Genomic DNA, 16,079 nt, shown 5'->3' with positions numbered 1-16,079 from the left:
TTATTAAACATCTGTTTCCAGACTAAATTCAATCAAAAGGTCGTCTATTTCCTCATCACTAAAATTCAATTCATCAAGCATGTCAGACTCTGTGTTTTCAAACTCTAAGTCTATCTCTTCAAAATTCACGGTGCTTATGATTTCATCAGTTGAGAGGTCACTCATTTCAAGGTAGGCTATCAAATCTTCCGAGCTTACCTGAGCAATTAGTTCTTCAGTATTGACAGTTTCTGTCTTTTGGTTGAAAAATAATGAATATCCCAATACAAAAACGGCTATTGCTGCTGGAATCAACACCCATTTTATTTGTTGTTGTTCAAACCCGAAAGAGATTACTCTACTCTTTTTAGATTTTTGAGTTTTATTCTGAATGACAGAAGGCAATTGTTCAAAGTATCTTTCAGGTACTTCAAATGGAAGTTTTTTGCTTGTTTTCACTGAGTCAAAAACAACTACATTCTCTTCATCTTCTTCCAGTGCTATTCTCGATTGTATGATATCCGGAAGTTTTTCGAAATAGTCATTTGGGACACTATAGGGTGCTTTTTTATTCAGTTTCGATATGTCCGGTTTTTTACTCATCTTGTTGATAATCTAGGGCTTAGATGTTGTTTTTGTTTAAAGGTTTAATCAATTTTTAAATTTTGTTCTATTTTTTTTACAGCCAAATGATAGCTGGCTTTTAATGCCCCAACGCTCGTCTCGGTAATTTCTGCAATTTCGGTAAACTTCATTTCATCGAAATACTTCATGTTAAACACCAACCTTTGTTTGTCAGGTAACTTGAGCAGTGCCTTTTGAAGTTTCATTTGAATTTCATCACCACTGATATAGCTTCCTGAATCCAGTTTACTACTTAATTCTGCCGCTACATCATTAATAGGCAGGAAGAATTTATCTTTCTTTTTGTTTAAAAAATTGAGGCACTCATTGGTCGCAATGCGATATATCCAGGTATAAAGCCTTGAGTCTTCCCTAAATTTATCCAGATTTTTCCAAACCTTTATAAATACTTCCTGCACCAGATCATCAGCGTCATCATGGTCAATCACCATTTTCCTTACATGCCAATATATCCTTTCCTGGTATTCTCTTACCAGAAGGTTAAACCCATAGTTTTTGGTGTCGGGATTCCGAATTTTTTCTATTAAATCCTTTTCTTCCACGTTGTTTGATTTGTGGCTTAGAGTGTGAAAGTTTGAATTGGTTTAATCATCTGACTAAAATAATTCAATTTTGGTTTTCATTGCATGAAAATGAAACAGAGTAAACTGTACAACAAAATGGTTTTGTTTTCTAAATTTTCTAAATAATGTCAATTGAAGACGGTTTCTATATAGTTGAATTTGAAGCCAAGCAAGTCACTGTAATCTTCCCCAGACTCCAGCATGTCAGTGTCGTACTCTTCGTAGTACCAGTTTATGGTTAGCGATATCCCCCTTTGTTGCGCTTTCATCAACCTTTTGAAAGCATCAAACAGGCACTTTGAAGAGCTTGTATTGAAATACTCCAATTTAAAATTGGCAGTGATATCTTTAGTGCCATAGTGGGCATACCGCTCAAGTGCGATGAGAAGCCTTTTATAGAATTGTATGGAATTTTCAGGACTGGATTTACCTCTTAGTTCTAATAAAGCCCGATCAGGATCAAAATATACCAAAGGGGTGATGCGAGTTGGTCGAATAACCAATTTGTCCACTTTTTTTACCTCGATCCCTTGTCTTTTACCTGCGTTTTGATTTACCATTGATTAATATGACTCCATAGCTAAAGGATGAAAATTGAAATCAATCAAAACCTTAGGAGGTGATTGATTTTTCTCAATGTCAGTAGCTAAGTTATCCTTTATGATCAAATTAAAAAATCAATTCTTCTGAAAATAAAAAAATGAGTGAGGGGTGGCATTATTTTTTCATGGAAGGCGTAAAGAAGACAGAAATTACCTCAAGATAAAAGAGTACAAAAGTTGCTATTGTACCTTCGATGAATTCAACATTTGATTGACTTGATTTTGAAAATTCTTTAAGTCATTGTTGTTCGGAAATTGATTCACCAGTAAATCAATATGATGTTTTGCCTTGCTAAAATTCCCTTGCTGATAATACAGTATTCCTATGGCGTTGTGAATTTCCCAGTAATCAGGAGAAACTTTTAGTGCATCAATATAAACTTGTTCGGCTTCTTTAGGTTTTTCCACATTTTGAAGGGCAAGTCCCAAATTGTAATATGCCCTCAGGTTTTCAGGCATCACTTCTATGGTTTTCTTTAGATATTCCACGGTTTTGTCCAGTTGATTCAATTCGGCATAAAGTAATCCCAATGAGTAATATGCCGGTCCATAATTTGGCTCAATGTTTATCACTTCATTGTACATCTTAATAGCTTCTTCATTTCTGCCTTGTTTATTGTACAAAATCCCCAAATTCAACCGTGACATATTGTACAAGCTATCGCCTTTTAGTGCTTTTAAGTAATACTTTTCTGCATTTTGCGGCTGGTTTAAACGGTCATAATATTGTGCAAAAGCAAACTGGCCATCTCGGGCATCCACATTGGCTTGTAAGTATTCATAAAATTCATTGGATGCCTTCTGAAAGTCCTGACGATACAACCCTGGGATTTGATCTTGTGGTGCATCCAGCAGTATATCTACGGCGGCTACTCTTACTGCCCTCACGGGATCACGAAGAAGGGGAGATACATTACTTATCCTTTCTACCACTGGTAAATCATTCAAAGACCGGATCGCCTGAATCCTTATAAGAGGTTCAGGATTTTTTAAAAATGGGATAATCTCTAAGTTGCCATCAGAGATTGGGGTTTCGTTGATGTATTGCAGTGCAGTGGCTCTTGCGATAACAGGTTGAGCCGTATCGGCCAGCATGAGTAATAGATTCGATACGTATTCCGGTTCTCTGCGGCGACCTACGATCAGATCTTCTGAAAAATGATAAGGACGTTCTTTTCCATGCCAGTTCTCCACTTGTTTGGCTGCCCACTCAGGACTTTTGTCTTCGTGGCATTGGTTGCAGGCATTCGGAGTGCCATATTCGACAGATAAGTCTGGGCGAGGGATTCTTAGGCTATGATCCCTTCTAAAATCAACTCCCATGTAGTACTTACCTGGCATGTGGCAATTGACGCATTTAGTTCCTTCATTCGATTCTTCATGAAAGTGATGGTCTTTAGAGTCGTATTTTGGTTCATGACATTGCAAACACAATTGGTTGTCTTGAAATTTTATTTTCGTAGTATGAGGATCATGACAATTGGTGCATTTTACATTGTTATGATACATTTTACTTTGAGTAAAAGATCCATAAACATATACTTCATCCTGGATTTGCCCGTCAGCATGATAGAGACCGTCTGTGAGTATTGAGGGGATGAAATTGTCAAGGTATTCTCCTTCATGATCGTAAACTTCAGTAAGCTGCCCTCTGCGTGAATGGCATGGTGCACATGAGTTTACTTGCTCTTTGGAAGAGTTGTTGTTGGTAAGTTGCAAGTGTGAGCCAGGTACTTTTTGGTTGTTCTTATACTCTTCCGAATCGATGTAGTCAATATGCTTCTTGCCAGCTCCGTGACAGGCTTCACAGCTCACATTTACACTCGCCCATTTTGTGTCAAAAGTGTTTTTATTGTCGTCAAAATTTTTCTCAAGATAAGTAGAATGACACTGGGCACACATAGTGTTCCAGTTCATAGCTCCACCAGTCCAGTTCACCCATTCATTGTGCGTGAGTTTAAGATGGTCATATAAGTGAAACCATTTATTATTCTTTGTATCCCAGGCAGTTTCCAGTGCCTGCATTTTTCCTCCCGGTAGCGCAACGAGGTATTGTTGCAAGGGAGTAATGCCGAAGGTGTAGAGTATTTCAAAGTCTTTATAGCCTCCTTCTACATCTTTAGTATTTACCCAGTACTTGTCATTTTTTTGAAAAAAAGTAAAAGTAATACCGTCTTTTTCAAACTTCTCACCTTTAAAAGAGGCCTTTACATTGGTGCTGTCTGCTGGCTGCATCGAATACGCATGATGAGAGTCTTCCCAATTATGGTACTGATCCTGATGGCAGTCCATACAGTTTTGCTCTCCAAGAAACATGTCTCTGGTTTTGAGTACTGATTCCTTTGCTGTCGCACTATTTTCCTTTTGGGATGAAGTACTTTCAGGCTGGCATCCAAAGTATGCCAATGTAACTGTCCAAAAAAGAATAACCGCAATTATTAGTGGGCGAGAAGATTTTTTTTGGAACGAAGGCATTAATTATGGTTAAGAGGTTTTTAAATAAAGAAAGGTTAGAGTTTGACTATTACTCTGTTTGTTTACTGTTCTTATTAAAATATTTTCTAAAACCAGCTTTCCTTTCCTTGTTGTCATATCGTTTCAATATTTTCTGGTATTTTTTTATATTGGATATGGTACTGTATCCTGTATTTAACTTATTCAGAGTACTTGCCTGATTTCTAAGTGTTTCATCGTCATTGTATTGATTGATGAGCGTAATAAATTCAGCATCGTTACTGAGTTGTTCTTTTTCTACTGTATTGTATTGGTTGAGTCTGTTGAGTTTATGATCCAATATAGTTGCCAGTTCTCCTGCTTGCTGCTTAAGTGTGGTGATGGATTCTTCGTCTTTGATATCTACTGCCATAATAAGGGAATATGCCGCAGGTAAACCGACTATTCCGGGAGATGCCTTTCTTAAAAACGTGTCATCAGGAAGGCTTGAAAATATAGCTCCTGCAAGTGTAATGGCCGAGAGAACAATAGTAGTAGTTCTTCTTTGTGATTTTAGTCTTCCATCCAGAAAGATCATTTTTTCTTTAATCTCTTTTGATTTTTTTAACATTATATCCATCTCGTTTTTCAAGTGGAGGTATGTGTCTTCCAATCTGTTTGGATCAGGTCTGTCAAAAACTTTTATAGGAATCTGTCCTATAACATCAAGTCCTTTTTTGTCCATCACACGGATGCCCACTTGTATGTCCATGGTGCCATTAGATTTTGAAACCATACTATGCAATGGTTTGAAGGTAATAATGCCTGTTTTTTCATCCAGAGTCATTCCGCTAAAGGAGCTTCCTCCTGCAAAGAAATAGCTGAGTTCGTCATCCAAATTAGGGTCTTCGGCTATGATCTGATAAGTGTTTTCCAATCCCTCTTTTACATTCCATCCCGGTATGGCTTTTATTATAGGTGGTTTGTTTGTGGCAGACCATTCCAGCTCGAGGGTGAATTCATCAAAATGGGCGGGCTCATCCAATTCTGACACTTTAAAATATATCTTATATATTTTGTTCTCCACCATATCACTAGCTTTGATATCCCAGGTGATGTCACCTGTGGCGTCATTCATATTGATGCCCTTGATGTTGTCATCAGGCTTGTATTGAAATACAAGCTTATCGTTATCATCATTGTTTATGATAGGATGAAAGGTATAAGTGTATTCATCCCGGATACTTTTTTTACTTTGTTTGTTCAGAATCACAGGAGGGAAGTCAACGTTTGCAATATTGATTCTCAGGTTGAAATTTCCTTGTTTTCCATTTTGATCCAGTAGTTTTACATTCCAATCTATATGTCCTGTTCTTGCTTGTGTCTCATTAGGTTGAAAATAAAAATCAATTTGCTGACTGGCAGTGTTGTATAATACTGATCCATTAATTAATTCCCTTTGATTTATGTCACCATTAAAAAAGTAGGTAAAAAATAATTTTTCAGGATTCTCATCTTTGAGTTTGGCAGAGATGTGCAGCTTATCTTTTTCATTGATGGATAACTCTCCTGAAATATAGGTTTGAGGCACATCATTTATAGAGACTTCCTCTATGATTAGTTTTGGAGCCATATCCAATCCTTCCACATGTATGGTCACTATATCTTCTGCCAGTACAATACTTGATGAGTCCAATAGGTAAAAAATAATTCCGGTTGTACCAAGATTCTCTTTAGTAGGTGTCCAGTGAAATTCTCCAGTAGTTGGGTTTAATTTTGCCCCTGAAGGAGCTTTGGACATTTGAATTTCTGTATTTTCATCCTCGCTGGTTGATTTTTTTACGGTGAAATCTACCGAGCTACCCAAAGTAACTTCAATATTGGATTCTGAGATGATTAGTTTTTGAGAAAAACACAAAGTTGCCGTAGTGGAAAATATAACAGCTAAGGACAATCGCAACAATTTATAGTTCATATTTTTTGATTGATGCTTCTGGTGAAGTTGAAGACTCAAAAATAATTAGGGTTTTGAATTATTAAGGTCGATTTGGGTTTTTATTCGAGAATACTATTTGAATAGCAATCCTTGCAAAGGGCATGCCAGTCAGGTAAGCCAACGTCACCACTAATTGAATATTGAGTGGAATAATAATATAAAGCTGTAAATGTTTTTTTCATTGTTAAAAAGGCGATATCGAGGAATTAAATACAAAATTTTACTCCCCGGAGTGTTTGTTTACAATAATAAATACTACTTTTGCACCTCAATTTTTTAAACTAATAATTTTAAACAATGAGAAATTACGAGACGGTATTCATTTTAACTCCCGTTTTGTCTGATGATCAGATGAAGGATGCTGTCGGTAAGTTTAAGAAGATCCTCACCGACAATGGTGCAGAAATCATCAATGATGAGAGCTGGGGTCTTAAGAAATTAGCTTATCCGATAAATCACAAGAAAACAGGGTTCTATCAACTATTTGAGTATAAGGCTGAACCTACTTTGGTTGATATCCTTGAAACTGAAATCAGACGTGACGAAAAAGTTATGAGATTTTTAACCACTGTGTTGGATAAGCATGCGATTGCTTACAACGAGAAGAGAAAAGGTGGTGCATTCAACAAGAAAAAAGAAGGAAAGGAGGAAGCTAAAGCATGACACTAGTAAACGAACCAATGAACAGAACTGACAATGCAAAGAAATATTGTCGGTTTAAGAAAAATGGCATCAAATATATTGATTATAAAGATGCTAACTTTTTATTGAAATTTGTAAACGAACAAGGTAAGATTCTTCCAAGAAGACTAACCGGAACAAGTGCAAAATATCAAAGAAGAGTAACGCAAGCCATCAAGCGTGCGAGACTGATAGCGATATTACCTTATGTTACTGATTCACTTAAATAAGTATTTGACATGGATGTAATATTAAAAGAAGATATAAAAGGCCTGGGTTACAAGAACGATACTGTTAGTGTGAAGCCAGGATATGGAAGGAATTATCTTATTCCTCAGGGAATAGCTATATTGGCCAACAAGTCAAATAGAAAAAAGATAGATGAAATCATCAAGCAACATGCTCATAAAGCTGAAAAGCTTAAGCAAGATGCTCAGGATATCGCTGACAAAATCGGTGAAATGGTTTTGGAAATCAAAGCAAAAGCCGGAGAGTCTGGAAAGATTTTTGGTGCAGTGACTGCATTGCAGGTAGCTGATGCGCTTGCGGCTAAAGGTTTTGAAATCGATCGTAAGAAAATTTCTTTTGGTCAGATTAAAAATATAGGTGAATATGAAGCCGAGTTGGATTTGCACAAAGAAGTACATCACACGATTACTTTGAATGTAGTAGAAGACTAAGTGTTGTTCATAAAACATGATAAAAGCGTATCTTTAACCGGATACGCTTTTTTTATGCAGTTTTGAATTGACTTTAAGATGAATACAGTGAGTTTCCGTACGGAATTGAATTTACTTCCTTTTCAGGAAAAAATAAAACTGAAAGACTCAGTCATTACCATTGGGTCTTGTTTCTCGGATGTGATAGGTTCGTATTTGAAAGAATACAAATTCAATACTTTGATCAATCCTTTTGGTACAGTTTACAATCCCATTTCTATTTTTAATTTGCTTAAGGAAAGTGAGTGGGACGAAAGTAAATTTGTGGAGCACTTAGGTTTATTTTTTCATTACGATGCACATTCCGGTTTTTGTGCAAGCTCTCGAATTGCACTGAGGCAGCAACTAACAGAGAGCAAGAAGATTGTATCGGGGGAGTTGAAAAAGGCTGATTGGTTGGTCATCACATTCGGGACTGCATTTGTGTATCGATTGAAAGAATCGGGAAAAATAGTTGCGAATTGTCACAAAGTACCTCAAAATCATTTCATAAAAGAATCACTTTCTGTGAAAGAGATGTCGGAGGCATTTTTAGGTCTTTATAAAGAACTAAAACAGAATAATCCTAAAATCAAGTTGCTTTTGACTGTGAGTCCGGTGCGTCACGTTAAAGATGGATTGGAAAATAATTCCGTAAGTAAGTCTAAGCTCAGAATTATTTGTGACACGCTTCAAGATGAATACAACGATGTGTTTTATTTCCCTTCTTACGAAATCATGATGGATGACCTGCGTGATTATCGTTTTTACAAGAAGGATATGATTCATCCCAGTAATTTAGCGGAAGAGTATATTTGGAATAAATTCCAACAAACCTATTTTGATTCGGAGACCAGAGACTTTATAAAAAAATGGAAGAAGATAAAAGAGGCAATAGGCCACAAACCTTTTAATCCCGAATCTGAAGCCCACCAACGATTTTTGAAAAAGACCCTTGGAGAATTACAAAAAATGAAAGGGCAGGTGGATATAAATGAAGAAGAAAAAAAACTCAAAGATCAAATAGTATGAATTCAAACAGCTTGATTAACGAGACCAGTCCGTATTTACTTCAGCATGCCGACAATCCGGTGAATTGGTATGCCTGGAATGACCGAACTTTAAGTAAAGCCAAAAATGAAGATAAGCCTATTCTGGTGAGCATTGGTTATTCTACTTGTCATTGGTGTCATGTGATGGAGCGGGAGTCCTTTGAGAATGAAGAGATAGCGAAGGTGATGAATGAATATTTTGTTTGCATCAAAGTTGATAGAGAGGAACGTCCGGATGTAGATCAGGTTTATATGGATGCTCTGCATGCCATGGGATTGCAAGGTGGCTGGCCTTTGAATGTTTTCCTAATGCCGGATCAAAAACCATTTTATGGAGGTACTTATTTTCCTGCTCAGGGTTGGAAAAGCTTGCTGCTCAATATTGCGGAAGTATTTAAAACCAAAAGAGATGCATTGGAAGAGTCTGCCGTGAAGTTTGTGGAGGCTCTGAATCGTGATCAATTCTCTGGTCACCAAAATAATGCCTTAACAGAGGAGTCTCTGGACAAAATCAATGCGAACCTTATCAACGGATTTGATAGAGTGAGAGGAGGAATGGGATCAGCTCCAAAATTTCCCATGCCGGTTATCTGGAAGTATATGATTCAATATTTGGCGAATGATGAACATAACGAGCTGTCAAATCAACTTCATCTTACATTAGAGAAAATAGCCCTGGGAGGAATCTATGATCAGGTAGGAGGTGGTTTTGCACGCTACTCCACAGATGCCGATTGGTTTGCTCCTCATTTCGAGAAAATGCTCTATGATAATGGACAGTTGCTGAGTGTTTATTCAGATGCCTACAAATTGAAGCCAAATACACTTTATAAACACGCTGTTTATCAGACAGTGGAGTGGTTGAACAGAGAGATGTTGGATGAGAGTGGAGCTTTTTATTCAGCACTAGATGCTGATAGTGAAGGCATTGAAGGTAAATTTTATGTTTGGACGGATCAGGAACTAAAGGAATGCTTGAAGGAGGATTTTCTATTTGCACAGAAGTATTATAATGCGAGCAGAACAGGCAATTGGGAACATGGCTGGAATATCCTTCATCGCAGGGTAGATGACGTAAATTTTGCTAAAGAAAAATCTTTAAAACCTGAAGAATTGAATGTTCTAATACAATCAATGAATGACAGACTGCTAGAAAAAAGATTGGAGAGAATAAGGCCTGGGCTTGACGATAAAATACTGACAGGTTGGAACGCTTTGATGTCCAAAGGGTTGTTGGATGCCTACAAAGCATTTGGGGACAGGGATTTTCTTGATTTGGCGATTAATAATGTCAATTATATCCTTTCAACTCAAGTCAATGGTAATTTGCTTTATCATTCAGCAGGCAGGCAGATCAAAGGTTTTATGGATGATTATGGTTTGGTGATTGAACTGCTAATTGAAACATATCAGATCACTTTTGATGAGACCTATATTGAAAAAGCACGTGAATTGACAGAGTATTGCCTCGATGAGTTTTATGATCTGAACCAAAAATTCTTTTACTACACTTCGAGAAGCTCAGAGCGACTGATTGCAGATAAAAAAGAAATTCATGACAATGTAATTCCAGCATCTAACTCGGTGATGGCAGGGAATCTATTGAAGTTGGGAACGATTTTCGAAAATGAAAAATATACTGATGCTGCGTCGTATATGATAGCAAAGCTATCTTCATTGACAGAACGAGAACCAAGATTTATGACCAATTGGGCTGTGGCATTGCATTTGAAATTGAAAGAGCTTTATGAAGTAGTGATAGTGGGAGAGAAGGCAAATGATATTAGAAATGAACTGTCAAAGCATTCTTTACCAAATCATATTTTTATGGGTACTGAGTCTAATTCTGATTTACCTCTACTTAAAGATAGAACGGCTGTAAATGGACAAACGACGATTTATGTTTGCAGGAATCGTACTTGTCAATTGCCGGTACACACTGTTGAAGAGGCATTAGCTCGAATGAAGCTGTAAATTTTTAAGCCTTTATTCAATCAAATATTGCCTTTTTAAGGCAGATTGGGGCTGCATATTTTAGGATTAATTCTAAATATGTATGAACCTTGCGGCATGCCTCCAACCAAATACGCAAAATTCCCCTTCAATCCTGCTAAATGGCCATTTTTTTATGGATGGGTAGTCATTGTGCTAGGTACTCTCGGTATTCTAATGAGTATCCCTGGCCAGACTATTGGAGTGTCCACGTTTACCGATAGCCTGATAGATGTGTTGTCCATCAATAGGGATCAAATCAGTTTAGCTTACATGATTGGTACCGTTTTGAGTTCTTTTTTGCTTACAAGAGCGGGTAAACTATATGATACCCATGGTGTAAGGCTTGTTGCTGGCATTGGATCATTTGCACTCGGTCTTTCACTGATTGTACTAAGTCAAATTGATAAGATTATAGCTGGTATCGGTATAGCTGGGGATGCTGTACCTATAGTTATGGTCATGATAGTAGGTTTCTCGTTTATTAGATTTTTTGGACAAGGTGTGCTCACATTGGCATCCAGAACTATGATGATGAAATGGTTTGATGCCCGTCGTGGATTTGCGACTAGTTTCAGCAATGTATTTACTGCTTTAGGGTTTTCTGCTGCTCCTTTTTACATAGAGTTGCTGATACAAGGGTACAGTTGGAATGGAGCCTGGCTAATAATGGGTGTGTTGGCATCCTGTATTTTTCCATTGGTGGTTATGGTGTTTTTTAGAAATAGTCCTTTTGACGTGGGGTTGCTGCCTGATGGCGGAAAAGTAGCTAAAAAAGTCAAGAAGTTATTGTTTCCAGTTAAGAAGGAGTTCTCGGTTTCAGATGTGAGAAAATCTCTTATTTTTTGGGTTTATGCTTTGTTTATGGCAATGCAAGCCTTGTATATAACTGGCTTTACCTTTCATGTGGTTTCTATTTTTGATACAGTAGGAATGTCAAGAAGTACTGCTATTGGTATTTTTCAATTGATGGCTGTCACGTCTGTAGTTACCAGTTTGATTTTTGGTTGGGTAAGTGATTTCATAAAGTTGAACCTTTTGTTCTATTGCAAAGGAGCAGCTTCTGTGATGGCTCTGTTGGGGCTGGTCTTTTTAGGAAGTTACGATATTGCTTATTATATGCTGGTGATTGGTTCGGGTATTATGACAGGTCTTTATGGAGTAGTTACGGCAGTCACCTGGCCAAGATTGTTTGGCAAGCTGCATTTGGGAGCCATCAGCGGTTTTTGCATGACCATCATAGTATTTGGTAGTGCCCTTGGCCCTATGTTGTTTAGCTTGTCTAAAAGCCAAACCGGAGATTATGTTTTGGCCGCATGGATTACGCTCGTCATGTTTGTGGTGCTTACGGTTTTAACTGCTTTTGTTGAAAATCCCCAAATAAAACTGAATCAAGAGAAAACCAATGTGCACTGATTTTCTCTGAATAAGTGAAATTTAAAATTCCTGTGCGCCAAATTCACTTTGGATGAATTTGCCTTTTTTGCCTGATTTGTTGATGGTATAACTTAGGTTGATCATGATTACATCTACCTCATAGATGTAATTGGTGGTGGTATAAAATTCATTTTCACGCCATGTGGAGATACGTTGTTCGTTGGCATCCCAGAGTCCCATGTCCATATTGAGCCATTGTATCGTTGCGGTTAGTCGATTGTCCATCCAGCTCTTTTTTACCGATAGGTTAGGGGATATGAATCTAGAATCTTCTCCTTGTGCTGTATTCCTTTTCGATAAATAGTTTATCGACCATTGTACACTTAATGTTGGTGCAAGGGTGAAAGTGGTATTGGCATTGATGCTGTAAACGGTGCTAGAGCTGCTCACGGGGATTATCTCTTGACCACTAAATACTGGATCAAATTTAAACTGACCTTCCACATCATAATTGTAGATATTTGCACCAATGAAGACCTTCCACCAAGGTGCAGGCTTTAAATCAGCTCCTAGTTCCAAGCCTAAAGACCTTCCTGTACCCACATTGGAATAGATCCTGTTTAGGATGCTGTCGTTGTAGATAGTATTTACCCTATTGATAAGGTTGGTCGTGTTTCTGTAATAGGCAGTTGCAAAAACAGAATGCGCTTTGAAGTCTTTTACTACTCCTACTTCTACTATATCAGCAAATTCCGGTAGCAAGTTCTTGTCTCCCTGCTCCAAAGTTTCGGAGTGTTCTCTTTCGGGAAAAGGATTCATTTTGAATGTAGTGGTTCTTTCCACACGTCTGCTATAGGCGGCTTTCAATCTTAGTTCATCATTAATCTCATATTGGATGTTAGCAGAGGGAAATGGCTTGACAAAGTCATATTTTAAAAGCTCTGCAGGTGAACCTGCCTTATCCTGAAGCGCTAGTTCTCTGTCCATCATTTCTACCCTAAGTCCGACACCATAACTGGTTTTTCCTTTTTTACCCGAAAGCTGTGAATAAACAGAATGGATCTGTCTTTTGAGGTTGACACTACTCGAAAAATCTGTGATCAATTCTCTTTCTTTGGTTTCGTTATTGAGTCGGTCATACACAAAATCTCCAGTATGATCCAGGTTTCTAAATTGATAGCCAGCTTCTATTGTGCCAATAGGCAATGGTTTTGATTTGTAGTCAAGTAGTAAGCGGATACCATTTAATGGATTGTCATTGGTGTTGTATTCATCCTGGTAAACAGTTTGTATATTGGGATACCCAAGGTTGAGGTTGGTAGTTGGCCCACCGAGCAAGGTATATTCATAAAGAAATGAAGTGCTCAATTCCGATTTATTATCAAAAATATGTTTGTAGTCAACGCTACCCAGTACGAAATCACTTTTCCTTATTCTTAGGTTTTCATTGTAATATTGGATCTCATATACCCTGTTCGAAGAATTGGCAGGAGAGAGGGCATGGTTGTCGTAATAGACGATATCTGCCTGACGGTCTTTTGATCTTTTTCCTCCATAAAACCCTACGTTGATGCCGTTGTTTTTATCAGGAGTATAGCCTACTGTGAATCTTCCGGAATAATTAATTTCATCAAAACTACGTTCACCTTCTGATGGAAAAATATGTTTAGTGTTGTTAATTATGGTATAGACATTTCCTACTCGTCTGCCTGAAATGTCATTTCTTAAATAGCTTGCTCCCGCAGAAACATCCCATTTTTGTTTGTGGTAGTTTAAAGTAAAATCACCTCCATATCTTGGGGCACTTTTTTTATTGTCATAGTCTTCGATACTGGGCAATCCTGCTTTAGAGTTGAATTGGAGAAAAAGGCCGTCTGTAGCCCCTTTTTTTGTGATGATATTTATCAAACCAGCTTTCCCTTCAGGATCATATTTAGCTGAGGGAGCGGTCACTATTTCTATATTTTCAACTGCATTGGCTGGCAATTGATTGAGAATGGTGCTGGCATCTGTCTGAATTGGTTTCCCATTGAGCAATACTACAAATCCGGAAGTGCCTCTTACTGATATTTCTCCTAATGCATTCACATTCACAGACGGCATATTTCGGATTAGGTCGGTGGCATTTCCACCTTTGGCTGATTCAAATTGATCTGCTGCATACACCTGACGGTCTATTTTGTTTACCGTTGTTACTTTTTCTCCTGTTACTTTTATTTCATCGAGAAGCTTCTGGTTGGCAGACAATCCAATATTATTAAGGTTAACGGTTTGGTTTTTAGAGACTTCAATATTTTCTATGGTTTTACTATTGTATCCCATAAATTGAGCGATAAGGTAATAGTTTCCTGACTTCACATTTTTAATTTCAAATGTACCGTCGGGTGAACTTACTGTTCCGGTGACCAGAGAGCTATCTTTTTGCTGGTAAAGCGCAACGTTTGCATATTCGATTGCTGTGTTTTGAGCTTCATCAATTAGCATTCCCTTTATTATAGATTGACAAAAGACATTGTTGAATGCAAGTAAGCACAAAGCCGTAAAAAATAGTTTCTTCATAGATATTGATTTTGCCGCAAATTACCGTTGGGCGGATCAATTTCTACGGTAGAAAATTTCAAAGAATGGTATTTTTTGAAAGGGTTTTATGCGATTACTGATGACTGATCAATTCAGTTTTGACCGGTATTCCGTTGGGGTTAATGTAGTAAGAGACTTGAAGAATTTTATAAAATTAGAAGCATCGCTGAAGTTTAAAGCATATGCAATTTCTGAAACACTTGAACTGGTATGGGTAATTAGATTTTTTGCTTCTACCAGTATTCTTTGTTTAATGATGTTGGTAGCTGTAGTATGTGCTGCCGACATGCATATTGAATTTAGCCTGTGTACACTCATGTTCATGAGGTCAGCATAGTCGCTTGTCAACCTGAGATTTAAAAAATGCTCATTAAGTAAAGCTTTGAATTTGTAGAAATCTGTGACTATAGGAGGAGATACCGCTTTGGTTGAATTAGTAAGTTCTAAGGTCTTTAAGATAATCAGGTTAAGGTAGGCACCCAAAATTTCCTCCTTCCTTCGTTTCTTGAATTCTTTGTAAAATTCTTCTAATAGAATGAATAGACTTGAGTTTTGTGGTAATTCAAACTTTTCTGCAATCCTAAACAGGTTGTTTATGACAGTGGGGTATTTGGAGATAAACTGCTCTTTAAACAAAATGACATAACCGTCAGGTATTTCGGAGAAATCCCAGCAATGAACATGTCCTTGCTTCAGGTTAAATCCCATCAGAGGTTTTACATCAAATACAGAATCATCTATGGTATGTGTGCCAAATCCTTTCGATAAAAATATTAATTCATGGTAGCCATCATGTTTGTGGGGTTTGGTTGGTTTTATGACTGGTTTCATTTTCGAAACTTTGATCAAAAGATCGTCCTCTATTTTTTTCTTTGAACCTATCATTGGCTGAATTACTTGAAAAGAACTGGTTGACTTGTCTGTTTTAAAAGCGGTATGCTGACAAATATTTTGCCAAATATAATATAAATAAAAAAGCCTGCTATATTGAGACATAGCAGGCATCATGAGCCTGATTGTTAGTGTTCGCTTATTCTATTCAATCAATAACATATATTCATTTACAAGTTTAACGAGATCGTTTCCCTTTACTCTGATGGCAGCCGGAGAGGACTCTACCAGGTGTTTGGTTGATTCATACAGCTTGTTCTTTTTGCCCAAAGTCGTGGAAAACGATTTTTTATCTACCTCTGATTCATCAATTGATTTTCCGATTTGAGTCAGAGTTTTCTTGTCGTCTTTTATGTCTTGCTTCATCCATGGAATAATCTCATTGACTACTTCCTTGGCATCTGAAAATTTTCTTTGCTTAACTGCTTCTTCCAATTTTTGAAAAGCTTCTTTTATTTTCACATCCCCTTCTTTATTTTTTTTGTCTTCATAAGAAAAAGAACAAAGCATGAAAAATAAAAATACGAAATAGCCGGTATTGCGAAGTGTTTTCTTTGCGGTTTTCATATTGTACATTTTTTGGTTTAAGT

Annotated in this window: 14 protein-coding genes; 6 read left to right on the top strand and 8 right to left on the bottom strand. The window is 37.3% G+C overall.

Annotation, left to right across the window (positions count from 1 at the left end; genetic code table 11):
- Positions 1-3 precede the first annotated feature (3 nt).
- The 5 genes from AAOP42_RS11870 to AAOP42_RS11850 all read right to left on the bottom strand — a co-directional run bounded on the left by AAOP42_RS11870 (position 4) and on the right by AAOP42_RS11850 (position 6,197).
- On the bottom strand, positions 4-582 hold the full coding sequence (locus AAOP42_RS11870) for a hypothetical protein (RefSeq protein ID WP_349528733.1): 579 nt from the start codon (positions 580-582) through the stop codon (positions 4-6).
- A gap of 44 nt (positions 583-626) precedes the next feature.
- Positions 627-1,166 carry an RNA polymerase sigma factor gene (locus AAOP42_RS11865; RefSeq protein ID WP_349528732.1) on the bottom strand — a complete coding sequence of 180 codons (540 nt, stop codon included), beginning with the start codon at positions 1,164-1,166 and terminating at the stop codon, positions 627-629.
- 149 nt (positions 1,167-1,315) lie between these two features.
- Positions 1,316-1,747 carry a DUF1987 domain-containing protein gene (locus AAOP42_RS11860; protein ID WP_349528731.1) on the bottom strand — a complete coding sequence of 144 codons (432 nt, stop codon included), beginning with the start codon at positions 1,745-1,747 and terminating at the stop codon, positions 1,316-1,318.
- Between the two features lie 222 nt (positions 1,748-1,969).
- Positions 1,970-4,264: a tetratricopeptide repeat protein gene (locus AAOP42_RS11855; protein WP_349528730.1), complete on the bottom strand. Its 2,295-nt coding sequence runs from the start codon at positions 4,262-4,264 to the stop codon at positions 1,970-1,972.
- A 49-nt stretch (positions 4,265-4,313) separates the two neighbouring features.
- Positions 4,314-6,197, bottom strand: a complete 1,884-nt coding sequence (locus tag AAOP42_RS11850) for an Ig domain-containing protein (protein ID WP_349528729.1) — start codon at positions 6,195-6,197, stop codon at positions 4,314-4,316.
- A gap of 318 nt (positions 6,198-6,515) precedes the next feature.
- Here AAOP42_RS11850 and rpsF point away from each other — a divergent pair, with 318 nt between their 5' ends.
- The 6 genes from rpsF (at position 6,516) to AAOP42_RS11820 (ending at position 12,057) form a co-directional block, all read left to right on the top strand.
- Positions 6,516-6,881, top strand: a complete 366-nt coding sequence (gene rpsF, locus AAOP42_RS11845) for a 30S ribosomal protein S6 (RefSeq protein ID WP_349528728.1) — start codon at positions 6,516-6,518, stop codon at positions 6,879-6,881.
- Positions 6,878-7,129, top strand: coding sequence for a 30S ribosomal protein S18 (gene rpsR / locus AAOP42_RS11840; RefSeq protein ID WP_349528727.1), 252 nt, complete (start codon positions 6,878-6,880; stop codon positions 7,127-7,129). Before rpsF ends, rpsR begins: the two co-directional genes overlap by 4 nt.
- Before the next feature lie 9 nt (positions 7,130-7,138).
- Positions 7,139-7,579, top strand: a complete 441-nt coding sequence (rplI, locus tag AAOP42_RS11835; protein ID WP_349528726.1) for a 50S ribosomal protein L9 — start codon at positions 7,139-7,141, stop codon at positions 7,577-7,579.
- A gap of 78 nt (positions 7,580-7,657) precedes the next feature.
- Positions 7,658-8,629 carry a GSCFA domain-containing protein gene (locus AAOP42_RS11830; RefSeq protein WP_349528725.1) on the top strand — a complete coding sequence of 324 codons (972 nt, stop codon included), beginning with the start codon at positions 7,658-7,660 and terminating at the stop codon, positions 8,627-8,629.
- Positions 8,626-10,623 (top strand): thioredoxin domain-containing protein, encoded by a 1,998-nt coding sequence (locus tag AAOP42_RS11825; RefSeq protein ID WP_349528724.1) that lies wholly within the window; start codon positions 8,626-8,628, stop codon positions 10,621-10,623. Before AAOP42_RS11830 ends, AAOP42_RS11825 begins: the two co-directional genes overlap by 4 nt.
- Before the next feature lie 96 nt (positions 10,624-10,719).
- Entirely contained in the window at positions 10,720-12,057 is a 1,338-nt protein-coding gene (locus AAOP42_RS11820; RefSeq protein WP_349528723.1) for an MFS transporter, read from the top strand.
- 21 nt (positions 12,058-12,078) lie between these two features.
- Here AAOP42_RS11820 and AAOP42_RS11815 read toward each other — a convergent pair whose 3' ends face one another.
- The 3 genes from AAOP42_RS11815 to AAOP42_RS11805 form a co-directional block, all read right to left on the bottom strand.
- Positions 12,079-14,577: a TonB-dependent receptor gene (locus AAOP42_RS11815; RefSeq protein WP_349528722.1), complete on the bottom strand. Its 2,499-nt coding sequence runs from the start codon at positions 14,575-14,577 to the stop codon at positions 12,079-12,081.
- Positions 14,578-14,685: 108 nt separating this feature from the next.
- On the bottom strand, positions 14,686-15,429 hold the full coding sequence (locus AAOP42_RS11810) for an AraC family transcriptional regulator (protein WP_349528721.1): 744 nt from the start codon (positions 15,427-15,429) through the stop codon (positions 14,686-14,688).
- 204 nt (positions 15,430-15,633) lie between these two features.
- Positions 15,634-16,056, bottom strand: a complete 423-nt coding sequence (locus AAOP42_RS11805; RefSeq protein WP_349528720.1) for a hypothetical protein — start codon at positions 16,054-16,056, stop codon at positions 15,634-15,636.
- Between the last annotated feature and the right edge of the window lie 23 nt (positions 16,057-16,079).

Origin of the sequence: Reichenbachiella sp. MALMAid0571 (assembly GCF_040151475.1) — a bacterium.
Classification (GTDB): Bacteria; Bacteroidota; Bacteroidia; order Cytophagales; family Cyclobacteriaceae; genus CAXBNB01.
This window is presented reverse-complemented; position numbering and strand designations above follow the sequence as displayed.

Excerpts from the sequence above, each read along its gene's own strand:
- AAOP42_RS11870 (WP_349528733.1), bottom strand. The coding sequence starts at position 582 with ATGAGTAAAAAACCGGACATATCGAAACTGAATAAAAAAGCACCCTAT.
- AAOP42_RS11860 (WP_349528731.1), bottom strand. The coding sequence starts at position 1,747 with ATGGTAAATCAAAACGCAGGTAAAAGACAAGGGATCGAGGTAAAAAAA.
- AAOP42_RS11855 (WP_349528730.1), bottom strand. The coding sequence starts at position 4,264 with ATGCCTTCGTTCCAAAAAAAATCTTCTCGCCCACTAATAATTGCGGTT.
- AAOP42_RS11850 (WP_349528729.1), bottom strand. The coding sequence starts at position 6,197 with ATGAACTATAAATTGTTGCGATTGTCCTTAGCTGTTATATTTTCCACT.
- rpsF (WP_349528728.1), top strand. The coding sequence starts at position 6,516 with ATGAGAAATTACGAGACGGTATTCATTTTAACTCCCGTTTTGTCTGAT.
- rpsR (WP_349528727.1), top strand. The coding sequence starts at position 6,878 with ATGACACTAGTAAACGAACCAATGAACAGAACTGACAATGCAAAGAAA.
- rplI (WP_349528726.1), top strand. The coding sequence starts at position 7,139 with ATGGATGTAATATTAAAAGAAGATATAAAAGGCCTGGGTTACAAGAAC.
- AAOP42_RS11830 (WP_349528725.1), top strand. The coding sequence starts at position 7,658 with ATGAATACAGTGAGTTTCCGTACGGAATTGAATTTACTTCCTTTTCAG.
- AAOP42_RS11825 (WP_349528724.1), top strand. The coding sequence starts at position 8,626 with ATGAATTCAAACAGCTTGATTAACGAGACCAGTCCGTATTTACTTCAG.
- AAOP42_RS11820 (WP_349528723.1), top strand. The coding sequence starts at position 10,720 with ATGCCTCCAACCAAATACGCAAAATTCCCCTTCAATCCTGCTAAATGG.
- AAOP42_RS11815 (WP_349528722.1), bottom strand. The coding sequence starts at position 14,577 with ATGAAGAAACTATTTTTTACGGCTTTGTGCTTACTTGCATTCAACAAT.
- AAOP42_RS11810 (WP_349528721.1), bottom strand. The coding sequence starts at position 15,429 with ATGAAACCAGTCATAAAACCAACCAAACCCCACAAACATGATGGCTAC.
- AAOP42_RS11805 (WP_349528720.1), bottom strand. The coding sequence starts at position 16,056 with ATGAAAACCGCAAAGAAAACACTTCGCAATACCGGCTATTTCGTATTT.